Annotated in this window: 18 protein-coding genes and 1 pseudogene; 13 read left to right on the top strand and 6 right to left on the bottom strand. The window is 67.4% G+C overall.

All coding sequences use genetic code 11. From position 1 onward, the window contains the following. Positions 1–12: 12 nt before the first annotated feature. The 5 genes and pseudogenes from LDO54_RS08350 to LDO54_RS08330 form a co-directional block, all read left to right on the top strand. A pseudogene (locus tag LDO54_RS08350) lies at positions 13–1,695 on the top strand (cyclic peptide export ABC transporter); the annotation flags it as partial. A 38-nt stretch (positions 1,696–1,733) separates the two neighbouring features. Next, positions 1,734–2,555: an ATP-binding cassette domain-containing protein gene (locus tag LDO54_RS08345; RefSeq protein WP_224009106.1), complete on the top strand. Its 822-nt coding sequence runs from the start codon at positions 1,734–1,736 to the stop codon at positions 2,553–2,555. A 92-nt stretch (positions 2,556–2,647) separates the two neighbouring features. After that, positions 2,648–5,110: a penicillin acylase family protein gene (locus LDO54_RS08340; RefSeq protein ID WP_436975541.1), complete on the top strand. Its 2,463-nt coding sequence runs from the start codon at positions 2,648–2,650 to the stop codon at positions 5,108–5,110. A 122-nt stretch (positions 5,111–5,232) separates the two neighbouring features. Then, positions 5,233–5,958, top strand: coding sequence for a DUF2325 domain-containing protein (locus tag LDO54_RS08335; protein WP_224009103.1), 726 nt, complete (start codon positions 5,233–5,235; stop codon positions 5,956–5,958). A 188-nt stretch (positions 5,959–6,146) separates the two neighbouring features. After that, entirely contained in the window at positions 6,147–7,205 is a 1,059-nt protein-coding gene (locus tag LDO54_RS08330) for a fatty acid desaturase (protein WP_224009101.1), read from the top strand. 114 nt (positions 7,206–7,319) lie between these two features. Here the strand turns inward: LDO54_RS08330 and LDO54_RS08325 are convergent, their stop codons facing one another. The 4 genes from LDO54_RS08325 to LDO54_RS08310 all read right to left on the bottom strand — a co-directional run bounded on the left by LDO54_RS08325 (position 7,320) and on the right by LDO54_RS08310 (position 10,798). Further along, entirely contained in the window at positions 7,320–8,630 is a 1,311-nt protein-coding gene (locus LDO54_RS08325; RefSeq protein ID WP_224009099.1) for an Nramp family divalent metal transporter, read from the bottom strand. Between the two features lie 57 nt (positions 8,631–8,687). Beyond that, positions 8,688–9,323, bottom strand: a complete 636-nt coding sequence (locus tag LDO54_RS08320; RefSeq protein ID WP_224009097.1) for a superoxide dismutase — start codon at positions 9,321–9,323, stop codon at positions 8,688–8,690. Between the two features lie 70 nt (positions 9,324–9,393). Next, complete coding sequence (locus LDO54_RS08315; protein WP_224009095.1) at positions 9,394–9,828, bottom strand: DUF2753 family protein; 435 nt, start codon at positions 9,826–9,828, stop codon at positions 9,394–9,396. A gap of 265 nt (positions 9,829–10,093) precedes the next feature. Further along, positions 10,094–10,798 carry a cation transporter gene (locus LDO54_RS08310; RefSeq protein WP_224009093.1) on the bottom strand — a complete coding sequence of 235 codons (705 nt, stop codon included), beginning with the start codon at positions 10,796–10,798 and terminating at the stop codon, positions 10,094–10,096. 622 nt (positions 10,799–11,420) lie between these two features. On the opposite strand from LDO54_RS08310, the gene LDO54_RS08305 reads away from it, so the two are divergent. From LDO54_RS08305 to LDO54_RS08275, 7 genes are all read left to right on the top strand, one after another. Next, complete coding sequence (locus LDO54_RS08305; RefSeq protein ID WP_436975540.1) at positions 11,421–11,879, top strand: glycine zipper domain-containing protein; 459 nt, start codon at positions 11,421–11,423, stop codon at positions 11,877–11,879. Between the two features lie 293 nt (positions 11,880–12,172). After that, positions 12,173–12,760, top strand: coding sequence for a BPSL1445 family SYLF domain-containing lipoprotein (locus tag LDO54_RS08300; protein ID WP_224009091.1), 588 nt, complete (start codon positions 12,173–12,175; stop codon positions 12,758–12,760). Positions 12,761–12,874: 114 nt separating this feature from the next. Beyond that, positions 12,875–13,465 carry a hypothetical protein gene (locus LDO54_RS08295; protein ID WP_224009090.1) on the top strand — a complete coding sequence of 197 codons (591 nt, stop codon included), beginning with the start codon at positions 12,875–12,877 and terminating at the stop codon, positions 13,463–13,465. A gap of 130 nt (positions 13,466–13,595) precedes the next feature. Further along, positions 13,596–13,982 carry a response regulator transcription factor gene (locus LDO54_RS08290; RefSeq protein ID WP_224009089.1) on the top strand — a complete coding sequence of 129 codons (387 nt, stop codon included), beginning with the start codon at positions 13,596–13,598 and terminating at the stop codon, positions 13,980–13,982. A gap of 108 nt (positions 13,983–14,090) precedes the next feature. Then, entirely contained in the window at positions 14,091–15,398 is a 1,308-nt protein-coding gene (locus LDO54_RS08285; protein ID WP_224009087.1) for a paraquat-inducible protein A, read from the top strand. After that, positions 15,391–17,013: an intermembrane transport protein PqiB gene (locus LDO54_RS08280; protein ID WP_224009085.1), complete on the top strand. Its 1,623-nt coding sequence runs from the start codon at positions 15,391–15,393 to the stop codon at positions 17,011–17,013. Before LDO54_RS08285 ends, LDO54_RS08280 begins: the two co-directional genes overlap by 8 nt. Further along, positions 17,010–17,606, top strand: coding sequence for a PqiC family protein (locus LDO54_RS08275; protein ID WP_224009083.1), 597 nt, complete (start codon positions 17,010–17,012; stop codon positions 17,604–17,606). Before LDO54_RS08280 ends, LDO54_RS08275 begins: the two co-directional genes overlap by 4 nt. 34 nt (positions 17,607–17,640) lie before the next feature. On the opposite strand, the gene LDO54_RS08270 is transcribed toward LDO54_RS08275, so the two are convergent. Further along, positions 17,641–18,561, bottom strand: coding sequence for a transporter (locus LDO54_RS08270; RefSeq protein ID WP_224009081.1), 921 nt, complete (start codon positions 18,559–18,561; stop codon positions 17,641–17,643). Positions 18,562–18,810: 249 nt separating this feature from the next. Between LDO54_RS08270 and LDO54_RS08265 the strand changes: the two genes are divergently transcribed. Then, positions 18,811–20,580 carry a SulP family inorganic anion transporter gene (locus LDO54_RS08265; protein WP_224009079.1) on the top strand — a complete coding sequence of 590 codons (1,770 nt, stop codon included), beginning with the start codon at positions 18,811–18,813 and terminating at the stop codon, positions 20,578–20,580. Between the two features lie 91 nt (positions 20,581–20,671). Here LDO54_RS08265 and LDO54_RS08260 read toward each other — a convergent pair whose 3' ends face one another. Next, positions 20,672–21,655 carry a DUF2950 domain-containing protein gene (locus LDO54_RS08260; protein ID WP_224009076.1) on the bottom strand — a complete coding sequence of 328 codons (984 nt, stop codon included), beginning with the start codon at positions 21,653–21,655 and terminating at the stop codon, positions 20,672–20,674. Between the last annotated feature and the right edge of the window lie 95 nt (positions 21,656–21,750).

Genomic DNA, 21,750 nt, shown 5'->3' with positions numbered 1-21,750 from the left:
CTCCCAAGGAGTCTCATGTCTTTGCTTTTTAAGCTCGCGCGTCATGCGCGATGGACCTTGTTCGTTGCGCTAACAACGAGCCTGATCAGCGGCTTCGGCAACGCCGGACTGGTCGCGCTCATCAATCAGGCGCTCACGGCCTCCACGGCGCAGCTCGCGCAACTGGGCTGGCAGTTCGTCGTGCTCGGCGTGATCGTGCTGGTCACGCGCACGCTGTCGCAAACGCTGTTCATGGACCTCGGCCAGCGCGCCAAGGCGGACCTGCGCATGCAGACGATCCGGCGTCTCGGCGACGCCTCGTTTCGTCATCTGGAGCAGCAGGGCGCGGCGCGCTCGCTCGCCGTGCTCACGCAGGATCTCGACGCCATCGTGATGCTGTTCGTGCGCATGCCCGCGCTGGCGATGCAGAGCGCGGTGATCGTCGGCTGCCTCGCGTATCTGAGCGTGCTGTCGTGGCCGATCCTGCTGGTGGCGATCGTGACGATCGGCATCGGCGCGGCGGGCTTTCGCGTCGCCAATGGCCGCGCGCTGTTTCATCTGCGCGCGTCGCGCAAACGCGAGGACGATCTGGTGCGCCACTTCCGCGCGCTGTTCGACGGCGCCAAGGAACTGAAGCTGCATCGCCTGCGCCGCGCCGCCTTCATCGACGACACGCTCTCGCCGAACGTCGAAGCCGTGCGCGTGCAGCGCACGCGCGGCTACGTGCTCTACGCGGCGGCGGCGAGCTGGGGCAGCTTCATCCTGTTCGCGTTCATCGGCATTACGCTGTTCGTGGTCGCGCGGATTGTTCCCGTGAGCACGCACGTGATGTCGGGTTACGCGATGGTATTTCTCTACATGATCATGCCGATCGAGTCGCTGCTCACGGCGATCCCGAACATCAGCACCGCGCGCGTGGCGCTCGAACGTATCGAGGCCGTGAACGCCGAACTGCCGCTCGAAAGCGGGCTCGACGCGCCGGTCAAACGCGGTTTCGAGCGCCTCGTGCTCGAAGGCGTCACGCATCGCTATTTCCGCGAGAAAGAGAACGACGTCTTCACGCTCGGGCCGATCGACCTGAGCTTCACGCCCGGCGAACTGGTCTATCTGATCGGCGGCAACGGCAGCGGCAAGACCACGCTCGCGAAGATGATCGTCGGGCTCTATGCGCCCGAAAGCGGACGCATCGTCGTGGACGGCGTGCCCGTGAGCGAAGCGGATCGCGACAGCTACCGGCAGCTGTTTTCGGTGGTGTTCAGCGACTTTTTTCTGTTCGACAGTCTGCTCGGCCTGCGTATCGACGGGCTCGACGGGCTCTACGAGACCGCGCGCGAACTGCTCGTGCAACTGCAACTCGACCACAAGGTCCGCATCGAAGACGGCGCGTTTTCCACGCTCGAACTCTCGCAGGGACAGCGCAAGCGGCTTGCGCTGCTGGTCGCGTATCTGGAGGATCGGCCGTTCTATCTGTTCGACGAATGGGCCGCCGATCAGGACCCGCTGTTCAAGGATGTGTTCTATCGCACGCTGCTGCCCGAGTTGAAGGCGAAGGGCAAGACTGTGCTGGTCATCACGCACGACGACCGCTATTTCCATCTCGCCGACCGCTATATCAAGCTCGATTACGGGCAGCTGGTGGAAAGCGGTGCGGGCGCCGATCTGGGCGCGCGCGGGTTGGGGAGCGGCGACGCGTATGCGAAGGTGGCGTCGCGCTGAATGCGAATAGATAAGGATTGCCAATGAGTTTAACAACGATGAATTTTTCTCACGACGAGACGGCGACCGAAGCGACCGAACACGCGCCCGCGCTGTTCACGCTAGACGGCGTCTCGTTCGAGGCGGGCGGCCGCACGCTGCTCAAGCCCTTGTCGCTGACGCTCGCGCGGCGCAGCATGGTCGGCCTGATCGGCCACAACGGCTCGGGCAAATCGACGCTCGTCAAGCTGCTCGCGCGTCAGCAGCCGCCCGCCGCGGGCGCGATCACGTTCGCGGGCCGGCCGCTCGCGCAGTGGGAGAGCCGCGCGTTCGCGCGCAAGGTCGCGTATCTGCCGCAGCAACTGCCCGCCGCCGACGGCATGACCGTGCGCGAACTGGTGGCGCTCGGCCGCTATCCGTGGCACGGCGCGCTCGGCCGCTTCTCGCGCACCGACACGCAGAAAGTGCTCGACGCGATGGAGCAGACCGACGTGCTGCGCTTCGCCGATCGCGCCGTCGACAGCCTCTCGGGCGGCGAGCGCCAGCGCGTCTGGCTCGCGATGCTGGTCGCGCAGGACAGCGACTGCCTGCTGCTCGACGAGCCGATTTCCGCGCTCGATATCGCGCATCAGATCGAGGTGCTCGCGCTGGTGCGGCGCTTGAGCGAGGAGCGCGGCATCGGCGTGGTGGTGGTGCTGCACGACATCAACATGGCGGGGCGCTTCTGCGACGAACTCATCGCGCTCAAGGGCGGCAGCCTGCTCGCGCACGGCCCGTCCGCCGAGCTGATGCGCGCCGAGACGCTCAGCGCGATCTACGGCATTCCGATGGGCACGGTCGCGCATCCGCACGGCGGCATGCCGATCAGTTTCGCGCATTGACGCGGTGCTCGCCGTGCGTTTGCACTACGCTTGAAGTTCGCCCGAAGTTCGTCCTCGGTCCGCTTGACGCCACCATGCCCGACGCCACCACGATGACACGCGACTCCGCAGCAGGCCGTTTCCTCACGGGCGCGCTCTGCGCCGTTTTGCTCGCCGCGTGCGCGCAGTCCGGCGGCGAACGCAACGCGCTCGCGCCGCACGAACCCTATCGCGTGGACATCCGCCGCACCGCCGACGGCATCCCGCATCTGCGCGCCGACGACTGGGGCAGCCTGGGCTACGGCGCGGGCTACGTGCAGGCGCAGGACAATCTCTGCACGCTCGCCGACGCCTTCGTGACGTTTCGCGGCGAGCGCTCCGCGCAGTTCGGCGCCGAGGCGCGTCCGCCCGCGGCGGCGTCGTTCGGCCAGCCGCACAATCTCGACGCCGACTTCTTCTTCCGCTTCGTCGCGGGCGACGACGCCGTGGCGCGCTTTCGCAACGCGCAGACGCCGCGCACGCGTGCGCTCGTCGAAGGCTACGCGGCGGGCTACGACCGCTATCTCGACGATTGGCGCGCGGGGCGCTTCGCCGGGGCGCATGCCGCCTGTTCGAACGCCGCGTGGCTGCGCCCGATCGACGCCGACGATGTCTATCGTCGTCTGATTGCGGCGACGCTGGCGGGCGGCGAGGCGCGCTTCGTCGAGTCCATCGTGCACGCGAGGCCGCCGCAAGCTGCGCGCGGCGCGGACACGGGCACGGCCACAGACACATCAGCCTCAATCGACATCGCACCGACGCGCTTCGAAATCGACCAGCGTGCGGGCATCGGCAGCAATGCGATGGCGTTCGGCGCGGCGCGCACGCGCGAGGGCGCGAGCCTGCTGTTCGGCAATCCGCACTGGTTCTGGCAGGGCCCCGACCGCTTCTACGAAGTGCAGCTGACGATTCCTGGCCAGCTCGACGTGGCGGGCGCAGCGTTTCTCGGCGTGCCGGTGGTGATGATCGGTTTCAACGACCACATCGCATGGACGCACACCGTTTCGCAGGCGCGCCGCTTCGGCATCTTCCAGCTCGCGCTGGTGCCGGGCGCGCCGACGCACTATCTCGTCGACGGCCATGACGAAGCCATGCAGGCCGTGCCGATCACGGTGCCGGTGCGCGGCGCGGACGGTACGCTCACGAACGTGACGCGCACGCTCTACCGCTCGCGATTCGGACCCCTGATCAATCTCTCGACGATGTCGCCCGCGCTCGCGTGGAATGCGCAGCACGCCTTCGCGCTGCGCGACGTCAACGCCGACAACCCACGCGTGTTCGAGAACTTCCTCGCGTGGGGCGGCGCCGCCTCGCTCGACGACTTCATCGCGATCCAGAAGCGCTACGCGGCGATGCCGTGGGTCAACACCTTCGCGATCGGGCGCGGCGATCCGCGCGTCTGGTTCGCCGATATCGGCGCGATGCCGGGCGTCGACGACGCGCTCGCGCAAGCCTGCACGCCGCCGCTGGGCCGCGCGTTCGACGCGAAGGCGCCGGGCGTGCCGTTCCTCGACGGCTCGACAAGCGCCTGCGAATGGCAGAGCGCGGCGGGCGCGCCGCAAGCGCACACATTGGGCGTGACGCAGATGCCATCGCTCGCACACGACGACTACGTCGGCAATTTCAACGGCAGCTATTGGCTCACGAATCCGGCCGCGCCGCTCACGGGCTTCGCGCGCGTGGCGGGGCTGACCGGCACGCCGCAGACGCTGCGCACGCGGCTCGGCCACGCACTTGCCGCGCAATGGCTGGCTGCGCCGGGCGGCGTCACGCGCGCGGCGCTGGAGCAGGGCGCGCTGGCGAGCCGTTCGATGTCGGAAGAACTGCTGCGGCGTCCGGTGCTCGACGCGCTCTGCAAGGGCGCTGCGCCGGGCACGCCGAATCAGGCCGACGATGCCGATGTCGCGCAGGCCTGCAAGGTGCTCGCGAACTGGGACGGCACCGCGCGACGCGACGCGCGCGGCGCGAATCTCTGGGACGAGTTCTGGACCCGCGCGAGCCAATTGCCCGCCGACAAGCTCTATCGCGTGCCCTTCGATCCGGCCGCGCCGCTCACCACGCCGAGCGGCCTGAACAGCGGCGACGCCGAGACCGCCGCCGCGCTGCGCCACGCGCTCGCCGAATCCGTGCGCGCGCTGCGCGGCTTCGGCTTCGCGGCCGATTCGACGCGCGGCCAGTTGCTCTACACGCAGCGCGGCGCGGCGCGCGTGCCGCTCTACGGCGGTTGCAGCGACACTGGCTATCTCACCGTGGTCTGCGCGCAGCATCCGCTCGATGCGGGCGGCTACGCGATGGATGGCGGCGGCCACGGCGACAGCTATGTGCAGGTCGTGAGCTTCGGCCCGCAAGGCGTGAACGCCGACACGATGCTCGCGCACTCGCTCTCCGACGATCCCGCTTCGCCGCACTATAGCGACGCGACGCGCGCGTTCGCGAGCGGCACCTGGCAGCGTTTTCGCTTCACCGGGCGCGAGATCGAGGCCGATCCGGCCTTGTCGACGACGACGCTGGAAGCGCCGCCCGCACCCGCGCGCTGAGCGGCGAAATCGCCCTGGCCGCCGCAGGGTGACTCACCGGGTGACTTCAAGTAAATGAGAATCATTGCTATTATGGAGGGGATCAAGACGAGCAATTCGGACGCGGATGCCTGCGAGGGTGAATGGACATGGTGGCGACGGATCTGAACTGGGTAAGCCTGTGCGACGAGCACGGCAGGGTGGTTCGGGAGTTGGGGCGCGCACAGCGGCGCGCGTCGGCCATCATCGTCGAGCAGGCGAAGCGCATCGCGGCGCTGGAGGCCCAGGCGATGCAGTTGCGGGCCGCCGTGGTGATCCGCGAAACCGCGCTCGCGTGGACGCGCGATGAACTCGAGGACGTGAAAGCGGCCGTCACCGGGCTGCCGAAGCGGCTCGCGCTGGCGCAGCAGGTGCGCGTGCTCGAAGCCCGGGTGCAGGCGCTGACGCGCGGGGCGTCGGGCGCAGCGTCCGCGGCGTCCGCAACCGGGTCCGGCGCGATGTCCGCCGGGCGAAGACGCGTCGTCGTGTGGATCAGTCAGGATCGGCAAGTCGCCGCCGACACTGCGGACACTGCCGATCTCGCGGATACCACTGATAGCGCCCCTTCCACGCACACCGAACGCGCGCTCGCGCAAAGCGGCGTGCGCCTGTTCCGCACGCACGCCGCGAGCGCGGAGCAGCTGAAGGCCGGACTCGCGGACGCCGATCTGGTGATCTGCCAGGCGGGATGCGTGAGTCACGGCGACTGGTGGCGCGTGCAGGACTACTGCGCGCGCACCGGCAAGCAATGCGTGCTGGTCGCGCAACCCGACGCGCTCGACCGCGTCACGATGTCCAGAAACCCGGCATCGGCCGATAGCGCCGACTAGCCCGATCCAGAAATTTGATCTCAATCAATACAGACCTCGGAATCCTGATTAAAGGTTCCGGGTGCGCGGCGCGCGGCCGGATTTTGCCCCGCCGCGATCGTATGATTGCCGCCCGCGCGTACGCGCGCGCGCCTGTGCGCTCCGTGCTGGCGGCCCGCTTATTATTATTAATCGAGGTAATTCGACCTATGACTGCACCTGTCCAGCCTATTCCGCCAGGTGACCCGTTGCCGCATCGCAAGATCCTGCGTTCGTGGCTGGTTTCGCTCTCAGGACGCACGACGGCGTATCCCATCGTCCTGCTGCTGATCGACTACGCCATCTTCGCCGCGCTGATCGCGCTCGTGGTGTTCGCGCACAGCCTCCTGCTCAAGTTCGCCGGCGCGCTGCTCATGGGCTTCGTCATCGGGCGTCTGTTCATCATCGGGCACGATGCCTGTCACCAGAGTCTCACGCCGCGCCGCGGGCTCAACAAATGGCTGGGCCGCATCGCGTTCCTGCCGTCGCTGACGCCGTACAGCCTCTGGGAAGTGGGCCACAACGTCGTGCATCACGGCTACACGAACCTCAAGGGTTTCGACTTCATCTGGGCGCCGCTGAGCCTCGACGAATTCCGCGCGCTGTCGCGTCCGCGCCGCATGCTGGAGCGCATCTATCGCAGCGGCTGGGGGCCGGGCCTGTACTACATGGTCGAGATCTGGTGGCGCAAGATGTTCTTCCCGACGAAGACCGCCATGCCGACGCGCCGCCCCGTGTTCTTCCGCGACTGCTGGCTCGTCAGCGTGTTCGCCGTGCTCTGGATCGGCGGGCTGGTCGCGGCCGCGCTCGCGACCGGGCAATCGGTGCTGGTGCTGCTGCTGTTCGGCTTCGTGGTGCCGTTCCTGTTCTGGTGCTCGATGATCGGCTTCGTCGTCTATGTTCACCATACGCACGAGCGCGTGCGCTGGTACGACGACCGCACGGCGTGGGCGAATGCGCAGCCGTTCATCTCGACCACCGTGCATCTGACTTTCCGCTGGCATTTCGGCGCGCTGATGCATCACATCATGGAGCACACCGCGCACCATCTGGACATGAGCATTCCGCTGTACCGGCTCGAAGAAGCGCAGGCGACGCTCGAAACGCTGCTGCCCGAGCGCATCGTGATCCAGCCGTTCTCGTGGCGCTGGTATTTCTCGACCGCGCAGCACTGCAAGCTCTACGATTTCAGCGCGGGACACTGGACCGACTACAACGGCCGCGCGTAGTCGTGACCGGATGAAAAGCGGGCGCGGGCCATGACGGCGCGCGCCCGCTTTTTGCACTTTCAGGCCATATTCAGGCCATATTCAAAGCGCGTTCAATCCTCGCTGAGTCCGCGTTCAAACTCCACTCAGACCCGGCAGCGCAACGCCGAACGTCTGCAGCAGCAACACCCCGTTCAACACCAGAATGACGCCCGTGGCGGCGATGGCCGCGATATCGGTCAGGCGGCTGTTGACGAATTCACCCATGATGTCGCGGCGTCGCGTGAAGCACACGAGCGCCACCATCGGCACCGGCAGTGCGAACGACAGCACGACCTGGCTGACGATCAGCGCCTGCGTCGCGTTCACGCCGAGCGCCACGACGACGAACGCGGGCGCCATCGTCACGAGCCGGCGCAGCCAGACCGGAATGCGAAAGCCGACGAAGCCCTGCATGATCATCTGGCCCGCCATTGTGCCGACGACCGAACTGGACACCCCCGAGCAGAGCAGCGAAACGAGGAACAACGTGGCCGCGCCCGCGCCGAGCAGAGGCGTCAGCGTGCGATACGTGGTGCCGATTTCGGCCACGTCGCTGTGGCCCGAGTGAAACGCGGCGCTCGCCATGATCACCATCGCCATGTTGACGAGCCCGGCGATCGACAGCGCCACGATCACTTCGAGATTCGAAAAACGCACGAGCAGACGGCGCTCGCGCGCATCGCCGACGACGATGCGGTCCTGCGTGAGTCCCGAGTGCAGATAGATCGCGTGCGGCATCACCGTGGCGCCGACGATGCCCGCTGCAAGGACGAGCGCGCCGCCGCCCGGCATCGACGGCAGCAGTGCATGGCGCGCGACTTCGCCCCACGCGACGGGCGCGATGAACATCTCCGCGAGATAGCAGAGGCCGATCACGGCGACGAGCGCGCCGATGGCGATTTCCATCGGCCGGAAGCCGTTTTTCTCGACCAGCAGGATGGCGTAGGTGACGATGGCCGTGATCGTCATGCCCGCGATCAGCGGCAGATTGCAGAGCAGCGCGAGCGCGATCGCGCCGCCGAGGAATTCGGCGAGGTCGGTGGCCATGGCCGCGATTTCGCTCGCGACCCACATCGCGTGGACGGCGGGGCGCGGGAACTGCTCGCGGCACAGTTCGGCGAGATTGCGGCCCGTGACGATGCCGAGCTTGGCCGACAAGGCCTGAAACAGCATCGCCACGAGATTGGCCGCGAGCACGACCCAGAGCAGCGCGTAGCCGTAGCCCGCGCCGGCCTGGATGTTGGTCGCGAAGTTGCCCGGGTCCATGTAGGCGATCGAGGCGATCACCGCCGGGCCCGCGAACAGCAGCAGCGAACGCGGTCCGCGCGGTCCGCCTGCGAGCACTTCGCGGATTGCTGTCGTGGCCCGTCCGGTGAGCGTGCCGCTGTCTGTCGCCGTGTTCATCGCGCCTCCCGCATGACGCCGCGCGTCACGCGCATGTTCGTTGCCTGATGCGGGGCGTTAGCCGCGTGCGGTTTGACGTGCGGCGTCGTATCGGCGGGCCACTTCCGGCCAGTCGATGACGTTGTAGAACGCGCCGATGTATTCGGGACGCCGGTTCTGGTACTTGAGGTAATAGGCGTGCTCCCAGACGTCGAGGCCGAGAATCGGCGTGTTGCCCGACATCAGCCCGGCCATCAGCGGACTGTCCTGATTGCCCGTGCTTTCCACGACGAGCTTGCCCGCGCCGTTCACGCTGAGCCACGCCCAGCCGCTGCCGAAGCGCGTGAGCGCGGCTTTCGTGAAGGCGTCCTTGAACGCTTCGAAGCCGCCCAGATCGGCGTCGATCGCGGCGGCGAGCGCGCCATCGGGCGTGCCGCCGCCGCGCGGCGACATCACGGTCCAGAACAGGCTGTGATTGGCGTGGCCGCCGCCGTTGTTGCGCACGGCGGGGCGCAGCGCCTCGGGCAGCGACTCGATACGCGCAATCAGCGTGTCGACGGGCAGATCCTGAAACTCGGTGCCTTCGAGCGCGGCGTTGAGATTGTTGACGTAGGTCTGATGGTGCTTCGAGTGGTGAATCTCCATCGTGCGGGTATCGATGTGCGGTTCGAGCGCGTCGACCGCATACGGCAAATCCGGAAAAACATAGGACATCGAAACACTCCTTGCGGGCTGGCCGAAGCGGCGCAGCAAAAAGTTCAGTGGCGGGATTTAGTGGCGGGATTCAGTGCCGCGTGGGGCCGTCGACGTTCAACGCGAGGCAGGCGCGGCGCAGCACAGCGGTGACGAGCGGATGCGGGCCGTGGCTCGCCACATGGGCGATCAGCGCGAGGTGCGTGGCGCGGCTCTGGCGCAACGCGGCCTGGCGCAGCGGGGCCGCGCACGCGGGATCGGCGATCAGCGCGATGAGCGCCTCGTGCGCCTCGCAGCGATAGCGGACGGCGGCGTCGGCGTCGCCTTGTTCGGCGTGCAGATCGGCGAGGTTATGGCAGGAGACGACGAGGGCCGCGACGCACGCCTCGGCGCGCGCGGGCGGCGGGTCGGCGAGCAGCTGGTGCGCGATCGAGAGCGCTTCCTCGTGGCTGGCGAGCGAGGCCATCGCGCCGGTTTCGCGCGCGGCGGCCAGCGCCTCGCGCGTGACGGCTTCCCAGCGGGACAAGCTCAAGTCCCGTGCTGGCGGATGGCCGGGAGCAAACATGGCATGCCGGTGCATGATCGAGGCTCCTGTGGGTGCCTAGACGCAGACCGGATGTCCGCGTCGTCAGGATCTGTAAATGATAACCATTATCATTTAATGGTGAGGAAATAACCGGAGTGGCAGTTGGGTTATGTGTCGGGTGATGGGGGGCGGAACGGGTGGGGAAGGCTGAAAGCCGGGAGGGCGAGCGTGCACCGGGCCAGTCGGCCCGGCAGCGGCCCAGCGCTCAGCTTTCCGCGGCGCCGCCTGGGCGGCGCGTGCCGAACGCGAAAGCCCGGACGTGTCCGAGGCCTTTGCGCACCGGGCTGTTCGCGGAAAAAAGCGCGGTGGCGAGCATGATCACGCCGATCAAACCGGTGGCGATCTGGTCGAGTCCGCCGAAGCCCGCGAGGATGCCGCCGGCGCCCACTGCCGCCGCGCAGGCCGACAACGCGTCGATTCTGGCGTGCCAGGCGCTCGCGCTCAGCACGCTCGCGGCTTGCGAATCGGTATCGGAGACTTGTTCGGCGGTCGCGCTGAGCCGCCGCGCCATGTATTCGCGGATCGCGATCACGGGCAGCGCGGCGAGCAGCACCCAGCTTTCGGCGCTGTCGCCCGCCGCGGCCGGATCGGTCGAGATGATCCCGAGGCCTTGCGCGAGCAGCGTCGCGCCCGCGAGCGCCGACAACGCCGTGCAAAGCGTCGCGGGCGTCCACGACATCGCGCCCGCCGACAGACCGCGCCATTGCCGGGCGCGCAGAAACAGGGAAGCGAACAGGACTGCGTCGACGAGCAGATCGACGAGCGTGTGCGTGCCGTCGGCGATGATCGCACGCGAATCCGCGCACCAGCCTATCGTGAGTTGCAGGGCCACCAGCGATGCGCTCGCGAAGACGCTGAACCGGGCGGCGCGCAGGGATGCCCGGTCGCACACCGGGGTGACGGGTTGCATGCGAAGCGGAGGATGGGAGTTTTTGTGGCCCCTAGCGTACAAGGCGCAGATGGCACATTGATGACGGTGGGCGTGTCGGAAGGCCGTGCCGTTGCGCGCGCTTTATCGGTGACAAGGATGTGTGTGCAACCAATCGGCGCTTGACGGACTCCACTCGCACCGCTCGCGACGATGCACCGATTACGCCAATCCGCCGCGCGTGCATCGCCACAAAACCCGCGAACGCAGCAGCTAAAGTGCCCACGAACCGGTCCGCGAACGATCCGCAAACCCCCGCGCAGCGATCGTCCCAGACACACCGCGAGGCGCGCGCCTTCCTGCCCTTGTTCCTGCTGAACGTGCCGCGTTCGCGCCGTGACGCAAGCGCGCGAAGGCAAGTAGGACTTTGGTCCGATTGCTCCAGGCAGGCCGCCGACACATTCTGAACATCAAGTGAGCATCAAGCGCGGAGCGGGCATGCATGCCGTCCGGCGCGCATCACGAAGCGTACGGCACAGACCGTGCATCGCGGCGGCCGACGTGGTCGGGCGCCGAAAGACGATGCCACGCGCGTCGGCCGGTCCTGTACGGAAACGATTCGTTCTACCTGGCGTAGCGCCAAGGAGGAGCCGTGAGCCTGTCAATCAAGCGCTGCCTTCGTGCCGTGATCGCCGCGGGTTTGCTGCCGGCGAGCCTCGCGAGCGCGAGCCCGATCGTCTATCCCGCGAAGGGGCAGAGCGCGCAGCAGCAGCAAAACGACGAAGGCGCGTGCTACGGCTGGGCAAAAAGCAATACCGGTGTCGACCCCACCAAGGTGACGTCGGCGCCTCCGCCATCGGGTCCGGCGGTCGGCGGCGGTGAGCGCGTGGGCGGTGCCGCGCGCGGCGCGGCGGGCGGCGCGGTGATCGGCGCCATCGCGGGCGATGCGGGCAAGGGCGCGGCGATCGGCGCGGTCGGCGGCACGATGGTGGGCGGCGCGCGGGCGCGCCAGAACCGGCGCGACGCGCAAGCCAATTCGCAGGCGCAGTCGCAGGGCGCGATGGATGCGTTCAATCGCGCTTACGCCGCGTGCATGGAAGGCCGCGGCTACACGATCAAATAGGCGCGTGCCGGTGCGGATGGGCGTGTGCGTGGATTGACGCGCGCGATGTGAGTCGAGAGAAGTCGTCGCCGACGCGGTCGTTGCGGAGGCGTGATGGGGTGTGCCGCGCCGTGCTGTGTCGAATTCGCTGGCGGTGAGGGTGGCGATGGTGGCGATTGGGGCGATATAGGACCAAGGCCCGATAGGTGCTCGCGATTGCCTTCGACATAATGCAATGACGCGTCACGCGGCGTTGCATGCCGACACGGGCGCACGCGTTGCGGATGGCCTTTGAGGGTTGCCGGAGGACGATAATGAAGCGAAGAAGTTTTGTGCTTAGGGTCGCTGTGATGGCCGCCGCCGTGGGCGCGGCCGTATCGGGTTGCAGCACGACGAGCGGCGGCGGCAAGAGCGAGGAAACCGACGCCTCGAAGCGCCAGAAGATCGACGCCGAGGTGGACGGCACGATGTCGCGGCTCTATGCGATGGTGGGCGGCTCGCAGGAGCTGGTCTCCAAGGCGCGCGGCGTGCTCGTGTTCCCGTCCGTCGTCAAGGCCGCGTTCATCGCGGGCGCTGCGTATGGCGAGGGTTCGTTGCGCGTGAGCGGGTCGACCGTCGGCTATTACAGCTCCGCGGCGGCGTCGTTCGGATTCCAGGCGGGCGCGCAATCGACGGCGATCATCTTCCTGTTCATGACGCAGGAGGCGCTCGACAAGTTCCGCAATTCGGCGGGCTGGTCGGTCGGCGGCGACGTGCAGGTTTCGCTGCTGAAAGTGGGCGCGAACGGCACGCTCGACACGCGCACCGCGACCGCGCCGGTGTCGGCGATCGTGATGACCAATACCGGGCTGATGGCGGACGCCTCGCTGTCGGGCACCAAGGTCACGAAGCTCAATCTATAGCGGCCGGGACGGCGCATTCGACGCGGCGGCGCATCTCGATCGATGCGGGAAGTGCGCCGCCGTGTAGCGCGGGCGCTGCGGCCCGCGACGTCATATCCCCAGACGGAGGCATTCATGCCGAAGCTCAAACTGCTGGCAGCCGCGTTGGTCATCGGCTTCGTCCAGCTTGGCAGTGTTCAGGCGCAAACGGACGCTGCCGTGGTGAAATCGCCCGGCAAGGCCGCGGTCGCTGCGAAGCGCACGGTCACGGCCGAGGTGCTGAGCGTCGATCCCGCGACGCGCACCGTGCGGCTCAAGCGCGAAGACGGCAAGACCTTCGAAGTGCAGGTCGGCGAGGAAGCGCGCAACTTCGATCAGTTGAGGATCGGCGACAAGGTCACGATGACGTATCGCGAAGGCCTCTCGCTGAGCCTGAAGAAGGGCGGCGGCGAGGCGACCTCGGTCGAGGAGACGCCTTCGCTCGAACGCGCGCCCCAGGGCGCGAAGCCTGGCGGGACCATCGGCAGGCAGGTGCGTGTGGTCGCCGACGTCGTCGGCGTGAACCACAAAACGAAGATGGTGACGCTCAAGGGACCCGAGGGCGATACGGTCGACCTCAAAGTTGAGGATCCCGAACAATTAGCGAACATCAAGAAGGGCGATCAGGTCGAGGCGGTCTACACGGAGGCGCTGGCCATCTCTGTTCAGCCCGCGCACACCAAGTAGTGAGTGCGCCGTGCCCGCATGCCTGGCACGCGCATGCGCGGCACCGACCTGTCCGCAGCCGCTGTTTGTCGGGCGTTGATGGCTCGGGAGCGACCAATGCCAGCACCGGTTTTGCTGTCGGGTGGACCAAATGAGCGCTTCCAGTCATTCCGTGGCGATCGTCGACGACGAAGCATCCGTCGGGCGTGCGATCCGGCGTCTGTTGAAGTCCGCGAACATCGACGCGGTGGCGTTCGCGAGCGGTGAGGCCTTTCTCGACGCGCTGCACGCGGCGGATCCCTATCGGCCCGCCTGCGTGATTCTCGACTTCCAGATGCCTGGGCTGAGCGGCATCGACGTGCAGCAGCGTCTCGCGGGCTCGGGTCTGCCGGTCATCATCATCACGGCGCACGACGAGCCGCGCGTGCGCGAGCAGGCGCATGCGGGCGGCGCGCTGGCGTATCTGTGCAAGCCGTTCGACGAACTCGATTTGATCGACGCCGTGCGTTCCGTGCTCGACAAGGATCGCGACGCGTGAGCGAGTAGCCGCCATGAGATTCGAGGCCGATGTTCTCCACCGTCTAGTCCGCCGTCATGCGCCGCGCCGCCGGATCGCGCCGCGCATGCCCGCATGGGAGCCGCCGCCATGAAGCACGAAGGCCTGCTCCTGTGCCACGAATGCGACCTGCTGCAGCGGCGCGCGCCGTGTCCGCATCACGGCGTGCTGCGCTGCCGCCGTTGCGGCGCGGAACTCGAACGCGATCACACCGACAGCAGCCGCCGCTCGCTCGCGCTCGCCTCGGGGGCGCTCGTGCTGTATGTCATCTCGAACCTGTTTCCGATCGTGGGCCTCGCCGTCAACGGCAACGTCATCCGCGCGACCTTGTGGGGCGCGGTCGAGGTGCTCTATTTCGACGGCATGTGGCCGATCGCGGGTCTCGTGTTCGTCACGACGATCCTGATGCCGGCCACGCAGATCGTCACCTTGCTGTGGCTGCTCGTGCCGCTCGAATTCGGCCGCAAGCCGCGCGCGGCGAATCTGGTGTTTCGCGTGATGGGCGTCGCGCGCACCTGGGGCATGACCGAGGTGCTGATCCTCGGGCTGCTGATCGCGCTGGTCAAGCTCTCGCATATCGCGACGGTGGTGACGGGCGTCGCGCTCTGGTCGTTCGGCGCGCTGATGATCGTGCTGGCGGGCACGGGCGCGGCGCTCGACGTGCCCGCGCTCTGGCATCGCATTTCGCCGACGCCCGGTGCGGGGCCGAAGCCTTTGCCCGGATCGGCTGCCACGGCGCCGACCCGGCCGGTTCGCGGCCTCACGGGCGCGGCCTGCGGCCTCACGGGCGCGGCCTGCGGCCTCGCGCTGTGCCCGTGCTGCGAGCTGATCGTGCGGATGCCCGCGAACGGCCACGCGGTCGCGTGCCCGCGCTGCGCGACGCCGCTGCATCTGCGCAAGGCCGGCAGTCTCTCGCGCACGTGGGCGTTCCTGACCGCCTCGGTCGTGCTCTACGTGCCCGCGAACGTCTTGCCGGTGATGGACACGAGTTCGCTGTTCGGCTCGCAAAAGGACACCATCATGAGCGGCGTCGTCTATCTGTGGGTGTCGGGGTCGTGGCCGCTCGCGATCGTGGTGTTCATCGCGAGCATCGCCGTGCCGATGATGAAGATTCTCGGCCTCGGCTATCTCGCGGCCTCGGCGCAGCGCGCCTCGCACTGGCTGCCCGAGGAACGCACGCGCATCTACCGGATGATCGAGCTGGTGGGGCGCTGGTCGATGCTCGATATCTACGTCGTCACGATGCTGGTCGCGCTGGTGCAGTTCAAGGCGCTCGCGACCATCAAGGCCGGACCGGCGGCGATTGCCTTCGGCTCGGTCGTGGTCATGACGATGTTCGCGGCGAGCGCGTTCGATCCGCGCCTGATCTGGGACCCCTTGGAGCGCGATCATGCCTGACTCCGGCCCTGGCGATAACCTGCCCGATCTGCCCGAAGCGAAACCGGTCGCGGGCTCGCGCTGGCGCATGCAGATTGTCTGGCTGGTGCCCGTCGTCGCGCTGCTGATCGGCGGCTGGCTCGCCGTGAAGGCGATCCTCGAAGAAGGCCCGACGATCACCATCAGCTTTCGCAACGGCGACGGCCTGGAGGCCGGCAAGACCAAGATCAAGTACAAGGACGTCGACATCGGCATCGTGAAGTCGGTGACGCTCTCGCGCGATCACAAGCGCGTGATCGCCACCGGCGAACTCGTCAAGGACGCGACCAGCATGCTCGTGGCGAACACGCGCTTCTGGGTCGTGCGCCCGCGCATTTCCGGCGGCACGGTCTCGGGTCTCGGCACGCTGCTGTCGGGCTCGTATGTGGGCATGGACGAGGGCAATTCGAAATCGACGCGGCGCGACTTCGTCGGTCTCGAAGTGCCGCCGGTGTTTCCGAGCGACATGCCGGGCCGCGAGTTCGTGCTCAAGAGCGCCGACATGGGCTCGCTCGACGTCGGCTCGCCGGTGTTCTTCCGCCGCCTCGAAGTCGGCCAGATCGCGTCGTACGAACTCGATCCGAACGGCAAGGGCGTGACGATGCGTGTGTTCGTGAACGCGCCCTACGACCGCTTCGTGCGCAGCGAAACGCGCTTCTGGCATGCGAGCGGGCTCGATGTGTCGCTGAGCCCCGACGGCGTGCAGATCAACACGCAGTCGTTTGTCTCGCTGCTGATCGGCGGGATCGCGTTCGAGACGCCGGACACCGACCGCGATCTGCCCGAGGTCGCCGACAACACCTCGTTCGATCTCTACGCGACGCGCGGGGAAGCGATGAAGCAGCACGACCGCATCGTCGATACCTATATCGTCACGTTCTTCGATTCGGTGCGCGGGCTGACCGTGGGCGCGCCCGTCGATTTCCGCGGCGTCGAGGTGGGCGAGGTCACGCATATCTACACGCGCTTCGATCCGGTGAAGAAGCAGTTCAGCATTCCGGTCGAGATCAGCTTGTACCCCGAGCGCTTCACGTCGCGCTACCGGACCAATGCGCAGCAGGGCGGACGCCTCACGTCGTCGCCGCGCGAACTCGCCGATTTCCTGATCGCCAACGGCTTCCGCTTCCAGTTGCGCTCGGGCAATCCGCTCACGGGGCAACTGTATGTGGCGTTCGACATGTTCCCCGATTCGCCGAAGGCGACGATCGACTGGAGCCGCACGCCGCCCGAACTGCCCACGGTGCCGCGCACGCTGCAATCGTTGCAGGATTCGCTGACGCGGCTGCTCGCCAAGCTCAACGGCATTCCGTTCGAGCAGATCGGCTCGCAGGCGAAGCAGACGCTGGAGAACACCAACGACGTGATCGCGAAGCTCGGCAACGACGTGGTGCCGCAGGCGCAGGGCACGCTGTCGTCGGCGCGCTCGGCGCTCGATTCGGCGAATTCCGCCTTGCAGCCCGACACGCAGCTCCAGCAGAACGCGAGCGACGCCATGCGTGAACTGGCCCGCACGGCGGCCTCGATGCGCAACCTCACGGACTATCTGGAGCGGCATCCCGAGGCGGTCGTGAGGGGCAAGCCTGGAGACAAGCCATGATGCGCGCGCGTGCCCGTGCTGGCGGTCTGATCGCGTCCCTCGCGCTGCTCGCCAGCGCGGGCTGCAGTTCACCGACGCCGGTCTTTTACTCGATGCACGGCGATGCGCGCATGAGCGAAGCGTCCGTGCCCGCGACGATGAGCATCGTCGTGAGTCCCGTGACGGTGCCCGATCTCGTCGACCGTCCGCAGATGGTCACGCGCACCGCCGACAACCGCATCGAGCTGAACGAGTTCGCGCGTTGGGCCGAGCCGCTGAAAACCGATATCGCCCGCGTGATCGCCGCCGATCTCTCGCAGCGTCTCGCGACGGCGCGCGTGTCCGTGCTGGATACGGGCGCGGGCGGGCTGCCGCAGTGGTATGTGCGCGTCGATATCGTCAGCATCGACAGCGTGCCGGGCGACGCGGTGACGATCGCCGCGCAATGGACCGTGCGTCCGCCCGCGAAAGGCGCGGCGCTGCTCGGGCGCAGCGTGGCCCGCGAGCCGGTCGGCGGGCGCGATGATGGCGCGCTGGTGGCCGCGCACGAGCGCGCGCTCGGCGCGATCAGCGAGGAGATCGCGGCGGCGATCCGCGCGGGCGTGCCGCAGTGAGCGGCGCGCGCGGTGTCACGACACCTCACGCGATTCAACGATCGAACCAGCGATACTGAAGCGCCACCGAGACGATCTGATAGTTGCCCGCAGCGCGCGTGACGAAGCCGCGCGAGTACGCGAATTTCGTGGACCAGCCGCGCCCGAGCGGCACGGCGAGCGTGACGCCGCCGCGCAGGTTGCCCTGCTCGATGCCGTTTTCCACGCCGTTCACGCTGGTTTCGCCGCCCTGCGCGTAGCCCATGTCCACCGCGAGCCACAAGCCGGGCCGGAAGCTGTAGCCGCCGTGCAACTGCACGATGACGAGCGGCGCCTGGCTGCGGTCGTGGCCGTTGTAGAAGTCGTGATTGGGCGTGAAGAACCACGCGCCGGCCGCGGCTTCGAGAAACCAGTCGCCCCACGGCTGCGAGATGCCCGCTTCGGGTTTGAAGGCCCAACGGTGATTGCCGATGTTGACGAGCCGCGTCGGCACGTACTGCCCGGTCGGCGCCTGAACGGTGAGGCTGAGGCCCGCCGACGTGCCTTGAGGCGTCGCGGCGAAGACCTCGGGCGAGGCGGCGGGATTGCCGAACAGATTGATGGCGAAGCGCATCTGCAGGTCGCCGTAACCGGTGCGGTTGATCTCCCGCGGCGCGCCGATCACGAGACCGTTGAGATTGGCGTCCACGTACGGCAGCACGAAGCCCGCCGAAGCCGTGCGTCCCGCGAGCGCGAACGTGCGCACGTAGCCGAGCAGAAAGGTGTCGATGCGCGCGTTGACGCCGCTGATCGGCAGCGATGGATCGGTGAGCACGTCGCCGCTCACATGCGCATAGCCCGCGATGACGAAGTTCGTGCCGACCGGCGAGGGCGAATAGCTGCGCGGCTCCAGTTCCTGCGCGCGGGGCGCGCCGCAGAGCACGAACAGCGCGGCCAGGCAGAGGCCGCGTGCGATGCGAACGGTCAGGCGGCTCATGGCCGCAGGCAGCGCGCGATCCGCGCGCGGCGAGTCGAATCGGCCTCGCCACGCCGCGCGTGAGGCGGGTTCGCCCGCTGTCTTAAAGCGCTAACGTGAACTATTCTTGACATGACACATCATCCGTTCTGCCTGGCCGTATCAGCGCCGAATGTGGGCGATCCCTGCATGAATCATCCACGAATCCGATGAACCACGCGCGTTGACGGACTCGCAATCGAACGCCACGCCGCACGATCCATTCGACACATGCAAACCCCTACCTCTGGTCTCGACAACGCGCATGCCGCGAGCGCGACGCACGGATGGTCGAAGTGGCTGCCCGGCCTCGTCACGCTCAAGAGTTACCGCTTGAGCTGGCTGCCGAGCGACGTGGCCGCCGGGCTCGTGCTGACCACCATGCTGGTGCCCGTGGGTATCGCCTACGCCGAGGCGTCCGGCGTGCCCGGCGTCTACGGGCTCTACGCGACGATCGTGCCGCTGCTCGCGTACGCGGTGTTCGGTCCGAGCCGCATCCTCGTGCTCGGCCCCGACTCGGCGCTCGCCGCGCCGATTCTGGCCGTCGTGGTGGCAGCCGCCGGCAGCGATCCCGCGCGCGCGATTGCAGTCGCGAGCATGATGGCCGTCGTGTCCGGCGCGTTCTGCATCCTCATGGGCCTCTTGCGTCTGGGCTTCGTGACCGAACTGCTCTCGAAGCCGATTCGATACGGCTATATGAACGGCATCGCCATCGCCGTGCTGATCAGCCAGTTGCCCAAGCTGTTTGCGATCTCCATCGACGATGCGGGGCCGTTGCGCGACCTGCTGAGCCTCGGCACGGCCATCGCCGACGGGCAGGCGAACTGGATCAGCTTCGCGGTGGGCGCGTGCAGCCTCGTGGTGATCCTCGCGCTCAAGCGCTTCGACAAGGTGCCCGGCATCCTGATCGCCGTGGTGCTCGCGACGCTCTGCGTGAGCGTGCTGCATCTCGACGAACGCGGCGTCAAGGTGCTCGGCAAGATTCCGCAGGGCTTGCCGACCTTCGCGCTGCCCTGGGCGAGCGGCGCCGATCTGGTCAAGATCGTGCTCGGCGGCTGCGCGGTCGCGATGATTTCCTTCGCCGATACCAGCGTGCTCTCGCGCACTTTCGCGGCGCGCTACAACAGCCGCGTCGATCCGAGTCAGGAGATGGTGGGGCTCGGCATCGCGAATCTGGCGGCGGGCTTCTTTCATGGCTTTCCGATCAGCAGCAGTTCGTCGCGCACGCCGGTCGCCGAAGCCGCTGGCGCCAAGACGCAATTGACGGGCGTGGTGGGCGCGCTGGCCGTCGCGCTGCTGCTGCTCGTCGCGCCGAACCTGATGCGCTATCTGCCGACCAGCGCGCTCGCGGCGGTGGTCGTGGCGGCGGCGATCGGCCTGTTCGAAATCACCGATCTCAAGCGCATTTACCGGATCCAGCAATGGGAGTTCTGGCTGTCCATGGTGTGCTTCGCGGGCGTCGCGGTGTTCGGCGCGATTCCGGGCATCGGCATCGCGGTGGTGATCGCGATCATCGAATTTCTGTGGGATGGCTGGCGGCCGCATTTCGCCGTGCTCGGTCGTGTGGAGGATGTGCGCGGATATCACGACGTCACGCGCTATCCGCATGCCGTGCGCATTCCGGGACTGCTGCTGTTTCGCTGGGACGCGCCGCTGTTCTTTGCCAATGCGGAGTTGTTTCAGGAGCGTCTGCTGGAGGCCGTCGACGCATCGCCGACACCGGTGCGCCGGATCGTGGTGGCCGCCGAACCGGTGACCAGCGTCGATGTGACGTCGGCCGACATGCTGCGCGAGCTGATCCAGTCGTTGAATCATCGAGGCATTGCGCTGCATTTCGCCGAGATGAAGGACCCGGTGCGCGACAAGCTCCGTCGCTTCGAACTGCTCGATCTGCTCGGCGATGCGCGCTTTCATCCGACCGTGGGTAGTGCAGTCGACGCTTATCTCGGCGATGCGGGCCGCGATCCGGCCGCCGATCGTCTGGGGCAGCCCGCGCCGTGACCGGCGCGCGCGCCTGGCGTGATCGATGAGCGGATCGATTGCGTGATCGCCAACGCGGTTATCAACGCTGTTATCAAAGCCTGCGACGACGCTACTGCTCGGGCGTCTGCGCGGCGTCGCCCGCATCCTGCTCCGTGTCTTTCTCTTTCGCCCAGCCGGGGCCCGGATCGAACGAGGTCATCGCTTCGGCCTTGGTCGCGGTACTGGGTCCGAGGTCGCGTCCGTAGACCTGGCCGTCGTGGCTCACGAGGAAAGTCTTGATGCCGGTGTCGCCGTATTTGACCGGCCACGCGACCACCGCGAAGCCGCCGAACAACTGGCCGCGCACGAGATAGTCGTAGGCGCCGCCCGGCGCGTGCGGTCCCTGCGAGGTCAGCAGCATGTAGTGATAGCCGTTGTAGCCCGCGCTGCGCGAATTGCGCGAACCCGCGGCGGCGAAGTCCTCGCCGAGCGGGCTCGGTTCCGCGTCGGCGGCAGTCGGCCAGTAGAGTCCGTCCTGCTTGCCCGGCGAACTCGCGAGACGGCGCGCGTACACGTAGGTGTCGTGGCCGTCGTGATACGACGAGGCGTATTCGCGCTGCGCATCGTAGATCGCGAGCATGGTCTGGATCGCCGCGAGTTCGTTGCGGCCGATGCGCCGGATGCGCATTTCCTCGGCGCACGCGGCCATGTCGAAATGCCAGCTCTGGCCGTTCTTGACGAGCGGGCAGGGGAAAGTCCAGCCGTCGTTTCCGACCGCGATATGCGCGCGATGCTCGCCGTCGGTCTTGACCGAATGGCTCACCTGCCATTCCTCGAGGAAGCGCATGCGGATCTGTGCGCCCTCGGGCGGCACGAGGCGACGGAAATCGGCGCCGAATAACTTCTTCAGTTCTGCTTCGTTATTGCCGGAGACGGCCTCGCCGAATGCACTCATGGCGGCTTCGGGCGAGGCGAACGACGCCTGCGCCGCCGCGGCGAACGGCTGCGTCGGCGCGAGGGCGAGTGCCGCCGTCAACGACGCCGCCGCGATCAGGCCGGGCAGCACGCGAGGCCGCGACCGGTCTTTCACAGATGCCTGCAAAGTTGCTTTCATGGGTGCTTTCATCGCTGCTTTCATCGCTGCTTTCATCGCATCGCTCCCTGGCGTCTAGCGTCTGCCGCCACCACGGCCGCCGCCACCGCCGCCGC

The organism is Paraburkholderia tropica, from assembly GCF_914484835.1.
Taxonomy (GTDB): Bacteria; Pseudomonadota; Gammaproteobacteria; order Burkholderiales; family Burkholderiaceae; genus Paraburkholderia; species Paraburkholderia tropica_A.
Note: the sequence above shows the minus strand (reverse complement) of the source record. Positions and strands in the feature narration are given on the sequence as shown.

Excerpts from the sequence above, each read along its gene's own strand:
- LDO54_RS08270 (WP_224009081.1), bottom strand. The coding sequence starts at position 18,561 with ATGAGCCGCCTGACCGTTCGCATCGCACGCGGCCTCTGCCTGGCCGCG.
- LDO54_RS08265 (WP_224009079.1), top strand. The coding sequence starts at position 18,811 with ATGCAAACCCCTACCTCTGGTCTCGACAACGCGCATGCCGCGAGCGCG.
- LDO54_RS08345 (WP_224009106.1), top strand. The coding sequence starts at position 1,734 with ATGAATTTTTCTCACGACGAGACGGCGACCGAAGCGACCGAACACGCG.
- LDO54_RS08340 (WP_436975541.1), top strand. The coding sequence starts at position 2,648 with ATGACACGCGACTCCGCAGCAGGCCGTTTCCTCACGGGCGCGCTCTGC.
- LDO54_RS08295 (WP_224009090.1), top strand. The coding sequence starts at position 12,875 with ATGCCGAAGCTCAAACTGCTGGCAGCCGCGTTGGTCATCGGCTTCGTC.
- LDO54_RS08285 (WP_224009087.1), top strand. The coding sequence starts at position 14,091 with ATGAAGCACGAAGGCCTGCTCCTGTGCCACGAATGCGACCTGCTGCAG.
- LDO54_RS08320 (WP_224009097.1), bottom strand. The coding sequence starts at position 9,323 with ATGTCCTATGTTTTTCCGGATTTGCCGTATGCGGTCGACGCGCTCGAA.
- LDO54_RS08310 (WP_224009093.1), bottom strand. The coding sequence starts at position 10,798 with ATGCAACCCGTCACCCCGGTGTGCGACCGGGCATCCCTGCGCGCCGCC.
- LDO54_RS08275 (WP_224009083.1), top strand. The coding sequence starts at position 17,010 with ATGATGCGCGCGCGTGCCCGTGCTGGCGGTCTGATCGCGTCCCTCGCG.
- LDO54_RS08280 (WP_224009085.1), top strand. The coding sequence starts at position 15,391 with ATGCCTGACTCCGGCCCTGGCGATAACCTGCCCGATCTGCCCGAAGCG.
- LDO54_RS08330 (WP_224009101.1), top strand. The coding sequence starts at position 6,147 with ATGACTGCACCTGTCCAGCCTATTCCGCCAGGTGACCCGTTGCCGCAT.
- LDO54_RS08325 (WP_224009099.1), bottom strand. The coding sequence starts at position 8,630 with ATGAACACGGCGACAGACAGCGGCACGCTCACCGGACGGGCCACGACA.
- LDO54_RS08260 (WP_224009076.1), bottom strand. The coding sequence starts at position 21,655 with ATGAAAGCAACTTTGCAGGCATCTGTGAAAGACCGGTCGCGGCCTCGC.
- LDO54_RS08290 (WP_224009089.1), top strand. The coding sequence starts at position 13,596 with ATGAGCGCTTCCAGTCATTCCGTGGCGATCGTCGACGACGAAGCATCC.
- LDO54_RS08300 (WP_224009091.1), top strand. The coding sequence starts at position 12,173 with ATGAAGCGAAGAAGTTTTGTGCTTAGGGTCGCTGTGATGGCCGCCGCC.
- LDO54_RS08335 (WP_224009103.1), top strand. The coding sequence starts at position 5,233 with ATGGACATGGTGGCGACGGATCTGAACTGGGTAAGCCTGTGCGACGAG.